The sequence below is a fragment of the Vibrio sp. Vb1018 genome (assembly GCF_033338775.1).
Lineage (GTDB): Bacteria > Pseudomonadota > Gammaproteobacteria > Enterobacterales > Vibrionaceae > Vibrio > Vibrio alginolyticus.
In genome coordinates this window covers 436,979-455,737 of the sequence record NZ_JAWOTI010000002.1, presented here as the reverse complement: position 1 = coordinate 455,737, position 18,759 = coordinate 436,979, and the positions used below count along the sequence as shown (strand labels likewise).

15 protein-coding genes and 1 pseudogene are annotated in these 18,759 nt (G+C 45.5%); 7 read left to right on the top strand and 9 right to left on the bottom strand.

The features are described 5' to 3' along the window. Positions 1-102: 102 nt before the first annotated feature. From R7Z10_RS04305 to moeA, 4 genes are all read right to left on the bottom strand, one after another. A complete protein-coding gene (locus tag R7Z10_RS04305) occupies positions 103-597 on the bottom strand; it encodes a hypothetical protein (RefSeq protein ID WP_213906157.1) in 495 nt (164 codons plus the stop codon). Between the two features lie 12 nt (positions 598-609). After that, positions 610-2,715, bottom strand: coding sequence for an LruC domain-containing protein (locus tag R7Z10_RS04300; RefSeq protein WP_213906156.1), 2,106 nt, complete (start codon positions 2,713-2,715; stop codon positions 610-612). Between the two features lie 176 nt (positions 2,716-2,891). Further along, positions 2,892-3,641 carry a molybdopterin-synthase adenylyltransferase MoeB gene (moeB, locus tag R7Z10_RS04295; protein ID WP_010647133.1) on the bottom strand — a complete coding sequence of 250 codons (750 nt, stop codon included), beginning with the start codon at positions 3,639-3,641 and terminating at the stop codon, positions 2,892-2,894. A gap of 9 nt (positions 3,642-3,650) precedes the next feature. Further along, positions 3,651-4,886, bottom strand: coding sequence for a molybdopterin molybdotransferase MoeA (gene moeA, locus R7Z10_RS04290; RefSeq protein WP_237305892.1), 1,236 nt, complete (start codon positions 4,884-4,886; stop codon positions 3,651-3,653). Between the two features lie 288 nt (positions 4,887-5,174). Between moeA and folE the strand changes: the two genes are divergently transcribed. Then, a complete protein-coding gene (gene folE, locus R7Z10_RS04285; protein WP_005373478.1) occupies positions 5,175-5,828 on the top strand; it encodes a GTP cyclohydrolase I FolE in 654 nt (217 codons plus the stop codon). Between the two features lie 45 nt (positions 5,829-5,873). Here folE and R7Z10_RS04280 read toward each other — a convergent pair whose 3' ends face one another. Further along, positions 5,874-6,821, bottom strand: coding sequence for a TDT family transporter (locus R7Z10_RS04280; RefSeq protein WP_237305893.1), 948 nt, complete (start codon positions 6,819-6,821; stop codon positions 5,874-5,876). A gap of 261 nt (positions 6,822-7,082) precedes the next feature. Next, a complete protein-coding gene (gene clcA, locus R7Z10_RS04275) occupies positions 7,083-8,486 on the bottom strand; it encodes a H(+)/Cl(-) exchange transporter ClcA (protein WP_005373473.1) in 1,404 nt (467 codons plus the stop codon). Positions 8,487-8,957: 471 nt separating this feature from the next. On the opposite strand from clcA, the gene R7Z10_RS04270 reads away from it, so the two are divergent. Then, complete coding sequence (locus tag R7Z10_RS04270) at positions 8,958-9,572, top strand: hypothetical protein (RefSeq protein ID WP_237305894.1); 615 nt, start codon at positions 8,958-8,960, stop codon at positions 9,570-9,572. Here R7Z10_RS04270 and R7Z10_RS04265 read toward each other — a convergent pair. Next, on the bottom strand, positions 9,553-9,966 hold the full coding sequence (locus R7Z10_RS04265) for a helix-turn-helix transcriptional regulator (RefSeq protein WP_005396084.1): 414 nt from the start codon (positions 9,964-9,966) through the stop codon (positions 9,553-9,555). The two genes, R7Z10_RS04270 and R7Z10_RS04265, sit on opposite strands and share 20 nt — an antisense overlap. A gap of 95 nt (positions 9,967-10,061) precedes the next feature. Here R7Z10_RS04265 and R7Z10_RS04260 point away from each other — a divergent pair, with 95 nt between their 5' ends. From R7Z10_RS04260 to R7Z10_RS04240, 5 genes are all read left to right on the top strand, one after another. Further along, positions 10,062-10,970 (top strand): aldo/keto reductase family oxidoreductase, encoded by a 909-nt coding sequence (locus R7Z10_RS04260; RefSeq protein WP_203343429.1) that lies wholly within the window; start codon positions 10,062-10,064, stop codon positions 10,968-10,970. Positions 10,971-11,337: 367 nt separating this feature from the next. Next, a complete protein-coding gene (locus R7Z10_RS04255) occupies positions 11,338-12,342 on the top strand; it encodes a response regulator (RefSeq protein WP_005373466.1) in 1,005 nt (334 codons plus the stop codon). Further along, a complete protein-coding gene (locus R7Z10_RS04250) occupies positions 12,342-12,779 on the top strand; it encodes a PAS domain-containing protein (RefSeq protein WP_005373463.1) in 438 nt (145 codons plus the stop codon). Before R7Z10_RS04255 ends, R7Z10_RS04250 begins: the two co-directional genes overlap by 1 nt. An 86-nt stretch (positions 12,780-12,865) precedes the next feature. After that, the gene (locus R7Z10_RS04245) at positions 12,866-14,407 is read left to right on the top strand and encodes an NAD(P)H-hydrate dehydratase (RefSeq protein WP_318104079.1); all 1,542 of its coding nucleotides are present in this window, start codon (positions 12,866-12,868) and stop codon (positions 14,405-14,407) included. A 435-nt stretch (positions 14,408-14,842) separates the two neighbouring features. Further along, a complete protein-coding gene (locus R7Z10_RS04240; protein ID WP_318104077.1) occupies positions 14,843-15,886 on the top strand; it encodes a GMP reductase in 1,044 nt (347 codons plus the stop codon). Between the two features lie 229 nt (positions 15,887-16,115). On the opposite strand, the pseudogene R7Z10_RS23775 reads toward R7Z10_RS04240, so the two are convergent. Together R7Z10_RS23775 and R7Z10_RS04235 are read right to left on the bottom strand one after the other, a co-directional pair. Further along, positions 16,116-16,267 (bottom strand): annotated as a pseudogene (locus R7Z10_RS23775) (transposase); the annotation flags it as partial. A gap of 237 nt (positions 16,268-16,504) precedes the next feature. After that, entirely contained in the window at positions 16,505-18,649 is a 2,145-nt protein-coding gene (locus tag R7Z10_RS04235) for a TonB-dependent receptor (RefSeq protein ID WP_318104075.1), read from the bottom strand. Positions 18,650-18,759: the final 110 nt, after the last annotated feature.

Sequence of the window (18,759 nt, the reverse complement as noted above, 5' to 3'; positions counted from 1 at the left end):
CAACAAAAAAATCGCATGTTCAAAAGAACGATGCGATTTTTAAGCTTGAGATTGAAGATTTATGATGAAAGGTCGCTTTCGCCATGCCTTCAATCTATCTAGTTACATGGTCCAAGTGTTGTCTCCAGAAGTAATCACTTTCTGAATTGGGTCACTGCCGTCATAGAACCAAATTTCAACAAGTAGGCTACCTTGGCTATCAGAAACATTAAAGTCGACGTTTGCTGTACCGTTGTTGAGTGGAACCGATGCGACTTTGCTTGGATATTTTGCATCGTAGTTACCTGAACTGTTCTCGACAAACTCTTTGTACACGCTTAGGTGTGCACGTTGTGAAGAGAAACCACTGATGTTTACATTGAGCGTACCCTCCGTCACTGGGTTGTAGCTAAAGCCATCCGGTACTACTAGGTCCTGCATGGTTGCATTTTCTACAGTTACGGTAGTCTCTTCTACGGTTGTTTCTTCCTGTTGGGTTGTGTCTTCCTCTGCAACGGTGGTTTGGGTTGGTGAAGGTGGTGTACTGTTACCACCTCCGCCGCCACCGCCACAAGCCGTTAGTGCTAATCCCATGATGATTGTGATAAGTGCTTTCATAATGTTATCTCCCTATGGAATGTAGCATTTGTTAGGTGTTGGAGCGGTGTGCCAATCTGTGCTTCGTTCGCCACCAGACTCAGCCCAAGTTTGGAATTGAGGGTATGCATCGACCATGTCTACACGCTCTAGCGGCCAATCCCAATCTTCTACTATCAACAGTGCCCAAGGTAAGTTGTTTGCTGTTTTGAAGTACACACCTTGCGCAGGGTCACTTGCATCGACGCCGACACCGAAGAGGTTTTGGTCATCAAACTGTTCTGTTGGTGCTTGGTCTGCTAAGTGAACTTCCCACTTACGCCCTGGTTGGAAAGTAATACCATCGCCATGGTAAGTGCCCGGTGTTGCAAAGATGAACGGGTCGTATGGCATGGCTTGAATTGCTGAACGGTCAGAGCCTTCAGTGAAGTACACATTCAAGGTAAAGGTGAGTGAAACGTTATCATCACAGCCAGACTCGGTACGGAAGTAGCTACAGCTGCTCGCCGCGTGTGTGCTTAAGTCTTCACTGATGATGAAAATGGCTTCATCAGAAATACTTTCCAAGCCATTAGATGCTTGTTCTACACCATTGAAGGAGAGCGTTGTTAGTCCGTTTTCAATCGAGCTTCTTAAAACACCCGGTAGTCGGATTGCGAAGCCATTTTTGTAACTTGCGCCGTAAGCCGCTAGGTCACCAGTAATTTGAATATTCTCAACATGACCAGCAAGACTGGTTTCAGTGATGCGGAATTTCACGACCACATCGTTCATATCGTAGTCTGCGGTGTATGGCCAGTTATCTTCGTAAGCGACGGTGGCGTAATCTTCTGCACTCGGGAAATATTCCACTGAGTAGCCATTACCAGTGATGGTAATTGGGTAATCTTCCACCTCACCAGATGTCGAACCACCATCGTAGTTTAATCCGGTTTGTTGGCTAAAGCGGAATCGGCTCCAGCTAGACCCTTCCGTTGCAGCGGTTGAAACGACAAACGGTAGGGGATTATTACCCGCAGACAGTAGTTGGTCAGTAAAGACTTGTTCGCCTTCATCATTAAAGTCACCATCGCGGTTCCAGTCAAACCATGCTGATAGGTAGCCAGAAGTGGAAGCCGTCACATTCACAATTGAACTTAAGCCTGGGTCAAGTGCGGATACAAAACCAACACCATCTTCATCAGCGGTGCCAACAGAGTTGTCGTTTGCTTGACCGTCGGCATCACCATCTGGCGCGACAGAACCAAGCCAAGTTACACCGTCCACCTCGTGGCGAGGACCATTTGACGCAAGTGTTGTGTGGTAGCTGTCTGGAGCATCACCAAAATCGATTGGCTCGTCTTCGTCAATCACTGGAGCATTTGCACAACGTGCGCCATCATTTTGGCTTGAGCTTGGACCGTTAGACACAAACTCAACCGCAGGAACGATACCTGCTGCGATATTGGCTGCGTTACCTTCCGAAAGGTCAACGCGATAGATTTTGCCATCTTGGTTACGTGACACGTAGTAGTTTCCGTTTACATCGAAGTAGCCAGCACCAAATGTGCCTAACTCGCCAGTGTCGCCTATCGCAGTCGTATTACCATTCGATGGGTTGAACTGGTACAGCACTCCAGAGTTATTGTCGATGCCGTAAAGGGAACCGTCGCCTGGATGGAATGCAAAGTCGGTTAGGTTCACAGTCGCTGTTGAACTAATTTTCACGATGCTCAATGTCGCATTTGGATCAGAATCGAGCGGAGAAAGGTCAATGGAGAAAAGTCCTTTGCCTTTGCGGTACAAGTAGTAGACGTGGTTGTAAACGTCACCTACGTAAAAGGTGTGGTCGGTTGGAAGACCCGAAACATTAAGCGTCTCTGCTTGGAAGTCTTGACCAAGACGAACAATCTTTTTGTTTGTGGTGTCGTAGCCGTAGATATAACGGTCAGTGAAGTTAAAGCCTACACCGTTGATGCCCGAAGCCAAACCTGTGTCGTCCTCTAAAAGAGTCGTAGAACCTGTAACCAAATTGACGCCATAGATTTGAACCGGGGTTGATTGGAATAGGTATGCTTTGCTTGGGCATGTGTCAAATGGCGCCGCTTGTGCATAAGCGCTCGCTATTAGAGACCCAAGTAGTAGTGATGTCCTTTTCATAATTCGCCCTCTCATTGGTTCGTGATATATGCAATGAAAGGAATGTGCCAACTTTTAAGTGGTTGAATTTTATGGATTTAATATTTGTAAGGAGAAGGGTTTTAAATCTGATTGTCAAAATGAGAAAAAAGCCCAACATCGAGTTGGGCTTTTTGGGAATGATTAGAGGTTTAGAGCTAACTACAAACCGGACAGGTGGGCATTTTCATCAGATTCATTTCTCGCCAAGACATGCTGAGCGCATCCAAAATCAGAATTTTGCCTTTCTTTGGTTGGCCGTAATCAGCAATCACTTTAATCGCCTCCATCGCCTGTACTGCGCCAACAATACCCACAACAGGAGCCATGACTCCGGCTTCGACACAACTTAACGCACCGCTGCCGAAGAGGGCACTTAAGCACTGGTAACATGGTTGCGCTGGGTCATCATAAGTAAACACGCTCACTTGGCCTTCCATACGAATAGCCGCGCCTGAAATTAGCGGTGTTTTAGTCGCAAAACATAGGCGGTTAAGTTGATTGCGCGTATCGACGTTATCTGATGCATCAACAACAATTGTGTGCTGTTCGATCAAGCTTTTTAGCTCTGTATCATCAAGACGCTTTGCGATGGTATCTACAATGATGTGCGGGTTAAGCTCGCGTAGTGCATCGGCCGCTGATTCTACCTTCTTACGACCAATATCCGCATCGTGATGCAGTACTTGGCGCTGAAGGTTAGACAACTCGACGATATCATCATCAATCAGCGTGATTTTACCGACACCAGCAGTCGCCAAATATTGGCTTGATGCGCAGCCTAAACCGCCAGCACCAAGCATCAATACCGATGCTTGTTTGAGTGCTTCTTGTCCTTCAAAGTCAAACTGACGAAGAATGATTTGGCGGTTGTAACGCAGCATTTCCTGATCGGAAAGAATATCCACAACGTCTTCCTAGTAAAGGGTTGAGTTGAATAGTTGAACCTGAACCGTTTCGCCCACTTCAACTCGGCCGCGCTCACGTTCCAAGACAACAAAACAGTTCGCTAGGCTCATTGAGCGGAATGCGCCAGAGCTTTGGTTACCGGTTGTTTCAACCACAAACTTGCCATCTTCCAATGTGTAGATACCACGTTGGTAATCGGTACGACCTGGTGCTTTCTTAAAGGCGGTTTTGGTTGTTGCTGGAATAGACTCGGGTGCTTTCCATTCGGTATGGCCTGCAAGTTTTGCCAGCATTGGTTGAACAAGCACGTACATAGTGAGCACGGCAGAAACCGGGTTACCCGGCAGACCACAGAACCAAGCAGTGCTTAGCTTACCAAACGCGAAAGGTTTACCCGGCTTGATTGCTAGCTTCCAGAAACCGATTTCACCAAGCTCTTCAAGAATGTCTTTGGTGTAATCCGCTTCGCCTACACTGACACCGCCGGAGGTCACAACCACATCTGCCAATGTTTGCGCTTGTTCAAAGGTTGCTTTCAGAGTCTCTGGGCAATCTGGAATGATGCCAAGATCAACGGCTTCACAACCGAAGTTCTCGATAAGTGGTTTAATACCGTAACGGTTGCTGTCGTAGATCTGACCTTCGTCTAGCGGTTCGCCCAGTGGTTTAAGTTCATCACCAGTAGAGAAGAAAGCAACTTTGGGTTTACGCACTACTGTCACATGGCTTATACCAAGAGACGCAATCATCGGAATATCGCGAGGTGTCAAACGTGCACCTTTTGCCAGTACGATGTCGCCTTGCTTGATGTCGTCACCTGTTGGGCGGATGTTGTTTTGTGGCTTCACGTCGGTTTGGTTGAACTGAATGCCATCATCTGTCACTTCAGTGTTTTCTTGCATGATAACGGCATCACAACCCTGTGGGATTTTTGCGCCAGTCATGATGCGAACACAGGTACCTTGAGGCCATTCACCTTCAAAAGGTTGTCCTGCAAATGATTTACCTGCCAGAGGCAATACAGAAGATGACTCAAGATCTTGAATGCGAATAGCGTAGCCATCCATTGCTGAGTTATCGAATGGCGGTACGTGAATAGGAGACAAGATATCTTCTGCCAGTACAAAACCGAGTGCTTCAGCAAGTGGAAGAGAAAGCGTTGTTTGGATAGGTTTGATTCGCGATAGCATTTTGTCCATCGCTTCTTCAATTGGCATCAAGCCAGGTGCGTCGCAGCAGCCCATTGAGAAAATCCTGTGTTCTTTTGTTTTGTGGCAACTTTACCATAAAAAGGGGACCGAGTAAGAATGTCCACCTATAAAATATGGGTGTAATTATTCAAAAATCCGAGTATCCTTGTCAGCCATCCGAAAGGGGTAAAAAGCCCGCGGAGCTCAAGAAAATCAGCTCAGTACCTTCATCTGATGTGACTTGGTGTAAAGACACGAACTGAGCAACTCAAAGCGAAAAGTATGAATGCAATTTTGATTGGGTTTGTACGAAGGCTGAAGTAAAACAAAAGAGGAAGTGGAATGTCAGGTCTTAGCGAGTCAGCGAAGTTAGTAAAAGAAGCGCTAGAGCAACGCGGTTTGGAAACGCCAATGCGTCCAAACAACGTAAGTCGTGAAGAGAAGAAAGAGAAGATCGAACACCACATGCGTGAGATCTTAGGTCTGCTTCAACTTGACCTCACTGACGATAGCCTAGAAGAAACCCCTCACCGCATTGCTAAGATGTACGTTGACGAAATCTTCTCTGGTCTGGATTACTCCAACTTTCCTAAAATCACGGTGATTGAGAACAAGATGAACGTGAGCGAGATGGTTCGCGTGAAGGACATCACAGTGACCAGTACTTGTGAACACCACCTTGTGACCATCGATGGCAAGGCTGCTGTGGCTTACATTCCACGTGGCAAGATCATTGGCCTGTCAAAGATCAACCGTATCGTTCGCTTCTTTGCCCAGCGTCCACAAGTTCAAGAGCGTATGACTCAGCAAATTCTTGTTGCACTTCAAACGTTGCTTGAGTCCGATGATGTGGCAGTGACGATTGACGCAACACACTACTGCGTGAAATCTCGCGGTGTGATGGATGCAACCAGCGAAACCACGACAACAGCATTGGGCGGTATCTTCAAAAGCAACCCAGCAACGCGTGCCGAGTTTCTGCACGGTTTACGTTAGGTAACCAAGCACTATTCTAAGAGGATGGCAAACGCCATCCTTTTTTTATGCTTGTTTAGAAAATGACTTCATGATTTCTGGCCAATACATTTTGACGTAACCTGCCGATACCCAAACAACCAATACAGTCGCGATACTGAGCTCTAGAAAACCAAAGTCGTGCAGCCAGTGCCAGTGAGGGTGCGATTCGGCAAAAAAAGAGGTTAAGCGATGCATTGCGATAGCGCTGATCACGGAAGGAAAGGTTACTGCCGCGATAGAAGGTTGAAACTTCAAGCGAAGTAAGCGGAAGTAACATAAGTAGATCAATAAAGTCATAGTGATGGCGATCCCTGCCAATGCGCCTGTTAGTATCGGATCAGGTAAGGGAAAGTTCACCAAGTATGCTGCTAATGACAAGTTTACCGGCGCGGCCATAATCGCGAGGGTCGGTCTTGCTCGCCTTGGTAGAGAGCCGAAAAACACTAAGCGATACAACACGAGTGGCAGCATGAAGAAATAAATGCCGATGCACATCATCGCTAATGTTTCGGAGAATAAGTTGTGACCTAGTTGAGAACCGGCTAGTGAACTACTGATTAGCCCCACCGGATAAAGAAACCAACTCGGTACGATATTGGACATTTTGAAGTTCATTAGCTGAAAGCTAAAAAACAGCACCATCATAGTAAAATGCAGCAAAAGCGCCATAAACCAAAGTGGATAAGCGATGATAGGCGCTACAGCGGCAAGATAATCTGCAAGGATCAGTAACGCCATACTCATTGGTGCCATTAAACTACCACTCAGTGGGTGACGAATGTCGACCATGAATAATCGTGGATTCGCGGCATATTTTATGAGTGCAGGGGCGAGTAAAAGTGCGCCGAGTGACGCCAAAAATGGGCGTATCGGTTCACCAATCTCAGGAACATAGAGTGCCCAAGCTTGCCCTAAACCTATCATACCTAGTGCCAACGCGGCTTGAGACGGCGGGACACTATAAAACTGCACAAGTCTTCTCCAGTTCAAATCTACTCCATTTGATTTTTGCCTGAATGAAACGAAACATGACGATTTGGATGAAATGCTCTATTTAAGTAGCGAATACTAACAAGTATGGAGAGGGGTTTCTCATGAAAGGTGGTGAGCAAATATCAGAGAATGATAATTTTGTGAGTTTGGTATCGAATATTTGGGAAAAGATGTAAAAATGCAGAGTTTATCGCTCCAAACCCTTCGATAGTCTGGAGCGAAGTGATAACAAAGAGAATGTTATGTTGATTGATTCTCCGGTAGATCCTGCTGGCGTAACTTTTCGTTTTTGATTGTACGATGCAGCAGCTGGCTGTAAATAGGTTGTCCACCCAACAATTGAGCAATAATCACAGCGCCCAAACAAGTAATGATCAATGGCAGGATTAAGTAGTAGTTATTCGTCATTTCAATCACTAACAGAATACCAGTAATCGGTGCACGTACCGTTGCAGCAAACAGGGCACCCATGCCCGCAATCGCAAAAACACCAGGCTCGATATCAAGCGCAGGGAGCAAGACATCAGCACTTGCTCCGAACGCATAGCCAAATAAGGTTCCCAGAGCAAGCATAGGTGCAAAGATGCCTCCCGGCGCACCAGAACCAAAACAGAGCAGGGTTGTAATTACGCGACCAAAGAAAAGCAAAACTAAAATAGATACCGAGTAGTTACCGTTAGTAATGTCAGGAATAAGGCCGATACCACCACCAGTTAGTTGGGGTACGTACAAAAGAAGCAAACCAAACACGCCTCCCAGTAGCGAACCCACAATCAAGTAGCGCTTACGATCGTTTTTGTGAATTGCGACAAAACTGTCTTGTGCCACGGTAATCAGTTTATTGAAGATCACGCCAAACACGCCAAACAATGCGCCAAGCAATAAAAACAGCCATAGGGTTTGAAGCTCTGGCGACTGGTATTGCGGCATAGTGATAACGGCGTCTTGCCCGTTGATGGCGCGAAACACTATGTTCGCCATAATGGCAGAAATGATCACTGCGCGAATTGAGATCAAAGAGTAGCGAAACTGAGGTCGCATTTCCTCCACAACGAACATAATGCCTGCGAGTGGGGCATTAAAAGCCGCAGCCAAACCGCCAGCAGCACCAGAAGCGAGCAGGGAGTGGCGGGTATCGTCATCCTTTACGCGGAATATATCGGTCACCATTCGACCAACAGCGCCCCCCATTTGAACGGTTGGGCCTTCACGACCCAGCACCATACCTGAGCCAAGTGCGCCCATGCCGCCGAAGAATTTTACTGGTAGAACTCGCCACCAGCGCACTGGACGAATATTATCCATTGCCCCTTCGATTTCAGGAATACCAGAACCTGCCGCTTCTGGCGCAAAGCGGTGCACAAGAAAATAGCCAATAAAAGCTAAAAGTGCGCTAATGAGAACCGCTGCCAGCCACAACGGTAGAACATTACCAATTTCGCTTCTTAACCATTCTGTTCGTGTTTCAGAAACGAAATGAACGGCAAGCTCGAAATACGTACCGACAAAACCAGCCAACGTACCCACAATGGCGGCCATAATGAGAACAGAAAATGGTGTTGACCCTCGAGAGACAAACTGGTTAATCGCATCTTTCGGTACGTGCGCCAACACAGATTTCACAATTCTCTCGCGTTTGGTCATTAACAAGCTCTCCTGTTGCTGGGGGGAAGGGACGAAAGAAAGTATACGCTTCGCAGAGTCTAGACCTAATCAATAAAGATGCAATTTAGCTTTTCACTATTGAGTGTTCGAAGTGTCGCGATATTATTCATTCACTCAGATTGTGCTATTGCTCTCATAATTTAGGATAAAAAACTTGTTTTTTGAGAAAAATGAACCATGCTTTAATTGTAAAGCAACATGACTGCTTCAGAAGGAGGGATGTGAGGTTTTACACACAATTTGGATGGATTCAAACCCTACGGTAAGTCCTCGTTTTATGTTCGGGATGCATCAATAGACATCGCCGATTCGCACACTCACGATTGAGTAACGAGGTAGAGGCGCACGCACATGTGCGCCTTCTTAATTTCTGCGTTATAACTTTCATCACCATAACTTTCATCGCCACCTGCCACTATTTTTCTCTTGAACATTTTTTTGCAGTCAGTAATGTCTTGGTTCGATGTCAACCAACTAGAGCAGTGCATGCGCTTTTATCTTCGACTCTTACTTTCTTTATGTTGTTGTTCGGTAACGTTTCCGGCACTTTCAACGCCGAGCTGGTGGCAAGACACGTTGTCAGCAATGCCGTACTCCAATTTAAAAGAGCGTATAGAGACAAGGGGAAGCTGGTATCGCTGTGACGTGCAGCAGCAAGATGTTTCAACGTATATCAGCACATTTTGTTTGGACGATTTTTCGTACTATCAGCAGCATCTGTATGGTGAAGTTGTTTTGGGAAAGGACAGTGCTCAGTTCTCTTTTTTGACCGAATATCAATGGCAAAGTCTCAATGACTTAATCCTCAATTTAAGAAAAGACGGATTAGTTTTACGCAACATAACTATCGGACAAGAACACTATGACGTCGTTGAAGCGCTGGAAAACAAATCTTCTGAGCTTGTCGATAAAGAAGTTATCTTGTTGATAAACCGCTATCCGCAAGAAACGATTCGAAGCTTATTTTGGGTAAAACCGGACGAGTTTTCGTCGCCATCACCGTCTTTAAATGTGGAATTGCACAGCGATGGCGAAATTATCGATGTTAAAGTGACTCGTTTTTAGATTCTTTATGGAGAGATAGGAAGGTCGCCATCGCAGACTCGTCTAAAAATCCATCCGATTTTTTGTGCGCACGCAGGTATTGATAGCCAGCGATGAGCTTACGGTGCTGTTCTTCTGCCTCATCTGGCAACGGCTGATTCATAACGTGTTGAAATGCAAGTTTGTACGCATCCATATCTACGACTTCAGCGCGGCGATATAAATAACCACATCCGGTCGCTAACCATTCAAGAGAGCAGTTGGCTCGCATCGCAATTTGATTTGCTTTCGTTAGGCTCGGTTCACTGCCTTTTAAATATTTGCGTATTAAAGCTTCAGACACATCAACGCGTCGTGCAAATCCGCTGATGCTTTCTTCTCCGATCAAGGTGGCTAAGCGTTGGGCAAAAGACATATTTCGTACTCCAGTTCGAATTGCCAAAGTTTACCCGTTGAGCCGATGTGAAAACAAGACTACGATGAATGCAGATCAATTGAAGGAGAAAAACCATGGTTGCAAAAGTTGTGACTGCACCAAAAGGCCCTGAGTTCTCAGAGCTGGTCCAAGGATATTGGCGTGCAGTTGATTGGGGCATGACTGCTCAAGAGCGTTTGTCATTCCTCAAGCAACATATTGAGTTAGGCATTACCACGGTCGATCACGCAGACATATACGGTAATTACGAGTGTGAGAAGTTGTTTGGTGAAGCACTTGCTCTCGATAAGAGTGTGCGAGAGCAGATTCAGATCGTCACAAAGTGTGATATCAATCTGTGCGGAGATAAAACACCAGAGCGTAAGATCAATCACTACGATACAAGTTCCGCTCACATCTACCAATCGGTGAATAACTCGCTTGAACGTTTGAATGTGGATGAAATCGATGTACTTTTAATTCATCGTCCTGACGTGTTAATGGATGCAGACGAGGTTGCAGAAGCATTTTCTGAGCTTCATAAAGTCGGCAAAGTGAAGCACTTTGGCGTGTCTAACTTCACTCCACGCCAGTTTGAACTGCTGCAATCTCGCTTAGGTAAGCCGTTGGTTACTAACCAAGTGGAAATCAACCCACTTAACTTTGAGGTTGCACACGATGGAACGCTTGATCAAATGCAAATGTTGCGCACGCGACCAATGGCTTGGTCTTGCCTCGGTGGTGGTTCAATTTTTAGTGGTGACAGTGAGCAAGCTGTTCGTGTCCGTAACGAATTAGAAGCAATTCGTGAAGAAGTGGGCGCAGCGAGTATTGATCAAGTAATTTATGCCTGGGTACGTCGTTTGCCATCTAACCCTATTCCAATCATTGGCTCTGGTAAAATCGAGCGTGTGCAAACTGCAGTTAATGCATTGAACATCGAACTTACTCGAGAGCAATGGTATCGCGTATGGGTGGCTTCTAAAGGCCATGGTGTGCCATAGAATTGATATCTTATCGATGAAATTATTATTAAAGGCATCCTCTAGCAGGGTGCCTTTTTAGTTTTAGCGCGTTACTGTTTACCCATTATGGAAATGGAAAGAATGAAATTCGAGCAAAAATGGGCTTTGGATGTTAGCTGCAACTTTTTGCTTACTTTTGGTGGAGGAGTTTTACCCATGTTTGTTTTATGTCACTAAACAGCGAATGTGATGCTTGCTTTTTAGTCATTTTGTTCACTCATTCATTCATATTGCGTATGCTTATTGAATAATAAAGAAATAAAAAACTCGTCAGTTTTCTCGTATTACATGCTGTAACAATCTGTTAGACTCCGGCGCAGATTGTGGAATATAAAAAGGTGATTGAATGTCTTTTCCCGTACTCATCTGTGATGATTCAGCGTTAGCACGCAAACAGATGGCGAGATCACTACCAGCCACATTGAATGCCGATATTACGTTTGCTATCCACGGAAAAAACGCGCTAGAAGAACTCGAAAAAAACGAGTTTAAATTGATGTTTCTTGATTTGACCATGCCAGAAATGGATGGCTTTGAAACACTAGAGCACATGCAACGGTTGGGGGATAAAACTCCGGTGGTTGTGGTGTCGGGGGATATCCAACCTAAAGCGAAAGAGCGCGTGTTCGCACTGGGTGCAAAAGCGTTTATTCAAAAACCGATCGCCAAAGATGAACTCAAGAAGGCGCTTAAAGAGTTGGTCGAGCCAGAACCTCGTCCTCAAATTATCACGCCTGTCTCTATTGAGTTACCGATTTTACGTCGTCGCGATATTTACATGGAAGTGGCTAACGTTTCAATTGGTCGAGCAGCCGATGCGTTGGCGCGTCACTTTGACGTGTTTGTGCAACTACCTCTGCCGAACGTCAATATCTTTGAAGTGAGCGAACTTCACATGGCGCTACGCGACTTGGCGTCGCATGACAACGTATCGGGCGTTTGTCAGGGATTTTGTGGCGAAGGTATTGCTGGCGAAGCGCTAGTGATTTTGAGTGATTCAAGCGTATCTGATCTCAAAAAGTTGATGAAAGTACCAGCAGACAGCGAAGAGCTAGAAGAGCTTGAGCTGCTAATGGATATTTCTAATATTTTGGTGGGGTCGTTCTTAAATGGTTTAGGCGAGCAGTCTGAAGTCCGATTCTTCCAAAGTCCACCAGTACTCCTTGGTCAGCATATCTCAATTGACTCGATCATTGAATCTACAACTGGAGCATTCAGCCGCACGATGACATTCGAAGTGAGCTACAACATTGAAGGGACGTCGATTCGTTGTGACTTGTTGTTTATGTTTGTGGATGAATCCTTGCCGCTGCTTGATAACAAACTGTCTTATCTAATGGAGGAGTTCTAATGTTGAATATGCCAGCAGAGTTTGAACAATTCCATTGGATGGTGGATATGGTACAAAACGTCGACATGGGCTTAGTGGTCATTGATCGAGATTACAATGTACAGGTCTGGAATGGTTTTATGACTCATCACAGTGGTTTGCAGTCTCATGATGCGATAGGTCGTTCTATATTTGATATCTTCCCTGAAATCCCACAGGAGTGGTTTAAATTAAAAACAAAACCAGTGTATGACCTAGGCTGCCGCAGCTTCATCACATGGCGACAACGACCTTACTTATTTTGCTGTCGCAATGTTCGACCAGTCACGCAGCAAGCGGAGTTTATGTACCAGAATGTTACGTTGAACCCAATGCGCACACCGACTGGAAAAATCAACTCGTTGTTTTTGTCTATACAAGACGCGACGGCTGAAGCTCTGATGTCTCAGAATCAATAGCGATAAAAAACTTTCTCAAAAGCCAAGGTCCGCCTTGGCTTTTTTGTATACTTATAATTGTGTTTCCCAATGCGTAGAACGTGAATATGGACTTTAATCTCGCCCTAAAACTCTACACCGCAGAGCAAGTAAAAAACGGTGAAACGCTGGCTGCGCAAATGGCTGGTGTTTCTATGTATAGCTTAATGCAACGCGCTGGTATGGCCGTGTATGAGCGCTTTTTACATTTGTATCCTAAATCAAAAAATATCCTAGTGATTTGCGGTAAAGGGAATAACGGTGGCGATGGTTACGTATTTGCATCTCTTGCGAAACAAGCTCAACTCAATGTACATGTTTTCCAAATTGGTGATGTATCTGCGCTAAAAGGTGATGCTTTGCGCGCATACCAAGATTGGCAGTCAATCGACGGTGTTAACAATGATTGGGATGAATGGAATACCGCATTGCTAGAAGCAGATGTGATCATTGATGCCATGTTAGGTACTGGTTTAAGCGGTGAGGTTCGTTCGGAGTATCGTCGCTATATTGACCAAATTAATCAAATTCATACCCCTGTTATTGCAGTCGACGTTCCTTCTGGTCTGTGTGCTAATACAGGTGCAGTTTTAGGTGATGCTATTCGTGCCGAGCATACTGTAACCTTCATTGGGGTTAAGCAAGGCTTATGCACTGGACAAGCGAGAGATCGCGTTGGCGAGCTCTACTTTTGTGGTTTAGGCGTCAATACTAAGTTTGATACTATCGAAGTAGAAAGTGCATTAGGTATTGATCATCAGGTTGTTTCAAGGTTAATGCTCAAGCCAAACCCGACAGCACACAAAGGTGACAATGGCAAACTACTTTGCGTCGGTGGTAACCAAGGTATGTCAGGAGCGATTCGTTTATGTTCCTCCGCTGCGGTTAGAGCCGGAGCGGGTTTAACTGCCGCAATTACTCACCCGAGTAGCCTTATTCCACTACAGATTGGCTGCCCAGAAGTAATGAGCCAAAGCATCACCGCTGACTTACTCAGGGATACTGAGAACGACTTAACCAAACGCATTCGCTGGGCTGAAGTATTGGTGTTTGGTCCAGGTTTTGGTGATGATGAGTGGGCTTATCAAGCCTATCAATATCTGGCTCAAGAACAGAAACCTAAAGTTGTTGATGCTGATGGGCTCAATATTCTAGCGATGCTAAGCCAACGATGTGATGGCACTTTGGTGTGCGACAACCAGCGAGTGATCACGCCGCATCCTGGAGAGGCAGCTCGACTATTAAATGTGACCACTCAACAAATAGAAAGTGACCGATATTCTGCTGCAAGACAACTGCAAGAGCGTTATGGCGGTGTAGTGGTTTTAAAAGGCGCGGGGACGCTTATTTACGATGGAACGAGAATGTACGTCTGTCTAGCGGGTAACGCCGGAATGGCGACGGGGGGAATGGGAGATGTGTTATCTGGAGTCATTGGTGCATTACTAGCCAAAGGTTTACCAATTTCTGTTGCCGCACGTTTAGGTGTGGTACTTCACAGTCATGCTGCTGATATAAACGTGAGTCAGAATGGTCAAATTGGTCTTTTGGCAAGTGATGTCGTTAGCACTCTTCGTACCGCTATCACCCAAGAGCTCTATCGAGTTTAATTAGATTTCATGCATTGCTGAGAAAATTCGTCGATTTTTTTGAGTACTTTTTTCGAATTAGCAGGGCATCTTAGTATTAGGTTATTGAGTTTTAGGCAGATTTGAGAGGTGATGCGTTTTCATTTTAAAGGGATGACGCAAAGGTTTGCGCAAGAGGTTAACTTAAACGTTTTCTTAAGTTGTTGATAATTATAAATAATGAGAAAAAATAACGACTTGAGGAGTGTTTTTGATATGCGATTATCAAGATGGTATCACAAAAAAAATTCAAATATCAGACTTGTAGGAAATAAATCACAGCCTATAATGCTGAAAACCGGAGCGTCTGCCAACGCTCCGGTTTTTTTGTGTCCGAAGAACAGTGAACTCGTCTGCCAACGAAATCACTACGCACTCTGAAATGACACATATACATATGAATCAAGGAATTACACAATGCGTATCGAACAAGAACTTAAGTTAGGTTTTAAAGATGTACTGTTTCGCCCGAAACGTTCTACCCTTAAGAGCCGTTCTCAAGTAAATTTAACCCGCGATTTTACATTCAAGCATAGTGGTCGTCAATGGTCTGGTGTGCCAGTAATCGCAGCAAACATGGATTCGGTTGGTAGCTTTGCAATGGCTAAAGCGCTGGCTGAGCATGGTGTAATGACCGCTGTTCACAAACATTACACGGTAGAAGATTGGGCTGAGTTTGCTAAATCAGCAGATAAAGTAACCATGAATAACGTTATGGTGTCTACGGGAACATCTGACGCAGACTTCCAAAAAACCAAAGACATCATGGCACTTTCAGATGAATTTATTTTCATTTGTATCGACATTGCAAATGGTTACTCAGAGCATTTGGTCGAGTATGTTGAACGCGTGCGAGCAGAGTTCCCAGACAAGGTCATTTCTGCAGGCAACGTGGTTACTGGTGATATGTGTGAAGAGCTAATCCTAGCTGGTGCAGACATCGTTAAAGTGGGTATCGGCCCAGGCTCAGTTTGTACAACTCGTGTAAAAACGGGTGTTGGTTACCCGCAGCTTTCTGCAATCATCGAGTGTGGCGATGCAGCGCACGGCCTTGGTGGCATGATCGTCGGTGACGGTGGCTGTTCTTGTGCGGGTGACGTAGCGAAAGCATTCGGTGGTGGCGCGGATTTCGTAATGCTAGGCGGGATGCTAGCGGGTCACGAAGAGTCAGGCGGCGAAGTGATCGAGAAAGACGGCGAGAAGTTCATGAAATTCTATGGCATGTCGTCGAAGAGCGCGATGGATAAGCACTCAGGTGGTGTCGCTGGCTACCGTGCGGCCGAAGGTAAAACCGTATTATTGCCATACCGTGGTAGCGTTCACGGTACTATTCAAGACATCCTTGGAGGCGTTCGCTCAACTTGTACATACGTAGGTGCAGCAAAGCTTAAAGAGCTAACCAAGCGTACTACATTCATCCTCGTTCAAGAACAAGAGAACAACGTGTTCGGTAAAGAGTAAATCGACTGAATGTAACAAGTGTAAAAGCAACCATATATTGATATTTGGTGCAACCATAATTTGATATTGCCTCTTCATAAATCTATTGCTTTTTAAGTTTATGACATTTTTGAAGGGGCTATTTTATATCTGCTTTAGGATGAAATACCTAGCTAAGTGAGTTTGCTTAACACTTCTATCATGGCGTAGGTTTTTCCAACTTGAGCATTGTAATTTCTCAAACTTAACTAAGCGGCAATGAAAATACATGCTTAACCATAGGAGCCATCGTAATCGCTAAGTCATTAAATAGGTGAGGTCTTCCAGGTTGGTTCCCTTGCTTGATTTGCTTCCATAGCTGAACAGTCTCTTAATTAAAAATGTCCGTTAACAGCGGGTGATTAAAGCTTGGTTGTTGTGTTTCCAATTGGTTGTTCTGTAGCGAGGCTGGCTATTAGCCTAAGTATATGAGTGAACTTAGCTGCTCAGCTCATGGGTTGAAGATTTAGTTGCCTGATTTAGGAAACAAAGCTAGTACCCGGCACTAATTTGAATTTTAAGGTAATAAATCACGAATATAACAGTAGAAGTGAAAGACATGCGCTTAATCTGATTAAGCGCATTTTCTGTGTTTTAAGTTTAGTATTTCACTTCGTAGTTCAAGTGGAAGCGACGACCCGGTGCGTTGTAGTAACGTGAGTTGTTACGCTCTGATTGCGCGTACGCCGTCATGTAGTCTTCGTTGAATAGGTTTTCAACAGCGAAGCTTAACGTACCGAACGGAAGATCGTAGCCCAAACCAGCGTTTGCAACGAAGTAGCTGTCTACTGCGTATTTCGCGCCAGAAGTGATTTCATCTTCTTTATCACGGTTGCCTGAGTAAACCAGCGTCATGTTGTAGCGACCGAATTCGTAAGCGTCGTAACTGATAACAGACGTTACTTTCAATGGTGCGATACGCGTGCCGTCTAGTGGTTCCCAGCCGCTGTCTTCGTTAAGTTTACGCTCACCTTCTTGCCAAGAGATCGTGCTGTCTGTACGAAGGTTAGCAAGAATGCTGTAACCAAGCGTTGCTTCCGCACCCCAAACTTTTTCTGGTGCACGAGTACTTTCTAGCGCATCGCCTGCTTCGTTTACGTTCAGTGTCGAACCTAGGTCAGATTCGCTGTAGAACGCTGCAAGAGAGTAGTCCGCTTCACCAAGGAAACCGCGCACACCAACTTCGTAGTTGTCAGTGGTAATTGGCTTGATAGCACCTTCAACGGTTGAGCTATTACCAGAACGAATGTCACGTAGTGCTTCGTTCGTTGACATACCTTGCGCGAAAGATGCAAACAGCTGGTGGTTGTCGGTCAGATCGTGTGTCACACCAATGTTGAATAGGAACTCGTCAAAGTACGGATCACCGCCTTGAACTTGATCACCTGCATTGTTGTGCGTGTTACCTACCGTGAAATCATCCACGCTTAGACGAACGTACTCGTAACGGATACCGTAAGAAAGAACCGTGTTGTCGCTTACGTCAGTGATGAACTGTGCGAATGGTGCGATAGCAAACTGCTCTACATCCGGTGTGTTATTGTAGAAACCGACGCTGTTTGGCTGTTTGAACGACTGTTGTTCAACGTCCATACCCCAAGTAACGAATGCCCAATCAATTTGGCTAGAGATGTTGGCTTTCACGCCGAAACGATCAAAATCTGTCTCGTTGTGGCCATATAGCGTTTGACCAAAGGTTGGAGAATTTGGGTTCTTATCTTTCATCGCAAGCGTGAACGTCTCAGTATCTTGAGCCATCCAGTAACCCGTTACGTCGAGCATACCTAGGCTAAAGCCCAGATCTTGGTAACGTGCTTGGTAGTTAGCGAACGTACGTGTCACGTCATTTGGTTTCGCGCCATCTTTGCCTGCAACGCCGTTGTTGTAACCTGGGCCACAGTGAACCGCTTCTGCAGGTTTGCCGTTAGCTGCATCGCCATTCGCTGCACACCAGCCGTCGTTGTCAGTGATGTTACGAACGCCAACAGTCAAAGTCAGTGAGCGATCCTCGTCGATGTTACGGTTCCAAACGCCGTTTACGTTTAGGTTGTCCATGTCATCTTCGTTGTTTACCGAAGGTAGGCGGTCACCGTTAGCATCGTAGCTGCCGCCACGTTGCTCGTAACCCAAACCTAAACGCCATTGATCTTTCTCATCCCCGCCTGTCGCTTCTTGGTATACGTTCCAAGTGAACGCATCGCTACCAAACTCTTGGAAGCTTGTGCCAACTTTAGTGCGGTATTCTACCGCGCCTTCTTCTGGCATTTTGGTGATCACGTTGATGATACCGCCCTGTGCGCCAAGGCCGTATACCGCAGAACCACCACGGATAACTTCGATACGCTCTACGTTTTGCGGATCAATGGCCGACAACTCTTGGCCAAAATCTAGGAAGCTGTTGTTTTGTGCAACGCCGTCAATCAGTAGCAGAACACGACGGCCACGGATTTGGTTTTGACCTTTGCTGCTCAGGTTACCGTGAACAGAAGTGCCCATACCCGGAACCAACGTTGAAAGCACATCGTTGATGCTACGGCTTTGGTTTAACTGAGATTGAAGTTGTTTTTGATCGATAACGGTCACAGAGCGAGGAACGTCGTTAAGCAGCTGTTGAGAACGGCTTGCGGTAACAACCATTGTTTCCATTGCTTGGACTTGGTCGTTACTTTCCGCTGAAACGCCGAAAGGTGAAAGAGTAATTGCACTTACCACTGCAATATTTAGCTTAGATAGTTTGAGTTTCATAACTTCCTGCAACTAAAAGTTGTCTTTTATAAACTTGTTAATAAATTGATTTAGCTAGCGATTATTGAGCACTTTGTAATTACGTGGTAGTCTAGCACGCAAAGAAGTAA

What these genes read in the sequence shown, in the direction of transcription:
- R7Z10_RS04305 (WP_213906157.1), bottom strand. Translation starts at nt 597, where the DNA reads ATGAAAGCACTTATCACAATCATCATGGGATTAGCACTAACGGCTTGT.
- R7Z10_RS04300 (WP_213906156.1), bottom strand. Translation starts at nt 2,715, where the DNA reads ATGAAAAGGACATCACTACTACTTGGGTCTCTAATAGCGAGCGCTTAT.
- moeA (WP_237305892.1), bottom strand. Translation starts at nt 4,886, where the DNA reads ATGGGCTGCTGCGACGCACCTGGCTTGATGCCAATTGAAGAAGCGATG.
- folE (WP_005373478.1), top strand. Translation starts at nt 5,175, where the DNA reads ATGTCAGGTCTTAGCGAGTCAGCGAAGTTAGTAAAAGAAGCGCTAGAG.
- clcA (WP_005373473.1), bottom strand. Translation starts at nt 8,486, where the DNA reads ATGACCAAACGCGAGAGAATTGTGAAATCTGTGTTGGCGCACGTACCG.
- R7Z10_RS04270 (WP_237305894.1), top strand. Translation starts at nt 8,958, where the DNA reads ATGTCTTGGTTCGATGTCAACCAACTAGAGCAGTGCATGCGCTTTTAT.
- R7Z10_RS04265 (WP_005396084.1), bottom strand. Translation starts at nt 9,966, where the DNA reads ATGTCTTTTGCCCAACGCTTAGCCACCTTGATCGGAGAAGAAAGCATC.
- R7Z10_RS04260 (WP_203343429.1), top strand. Translation starts at nt 10,062, where the DNA reads ATGGTTGCAAAAGTTGTGACTGCACCAAAAGGCCCTGAGTTCTCAGAG.
- R7Z10_RS04255 (WP_005373466.1), top strand. Translation starts at nt 11,338, where the DNA reads ATGTCTTTTCCCGTACTCATCTGTGATGATTCAGCGTTAGCACGCAAA.
- R7Z10_RS04250 (WP_005373463.1), top strand. Translation starts at nt 12,342, where the DNA reads ATGTTGAATATGCCAGCAGAGTTTGAACAATTCCATTGGATGGTGGAT.
- R7Z10_RS04245 (WP_318104079.1), top strand. Translation starts at nt 12,866, where the DNA reads ATGGACTTTAATCTCGCCCTAAAACTCTACACCGCAGAGCAAGTAAAA.
- R7Z10_RS04240 (WP_318104077.1), top strand. Translation starts at nt 14,843, where the DNA reads ATGCGTATCGAACAAGAACTTAAGTTAGGTTTTAAAGATGTACTGTTT.
- R7Z10_RS04235 (WP_318104075.1), bottom strand. Translation starts at nt 18,649, where the DNA reads ATGAAACTCAAACTATCTAAGCTAAATATTGCAGTGGTAAGTGCAATT.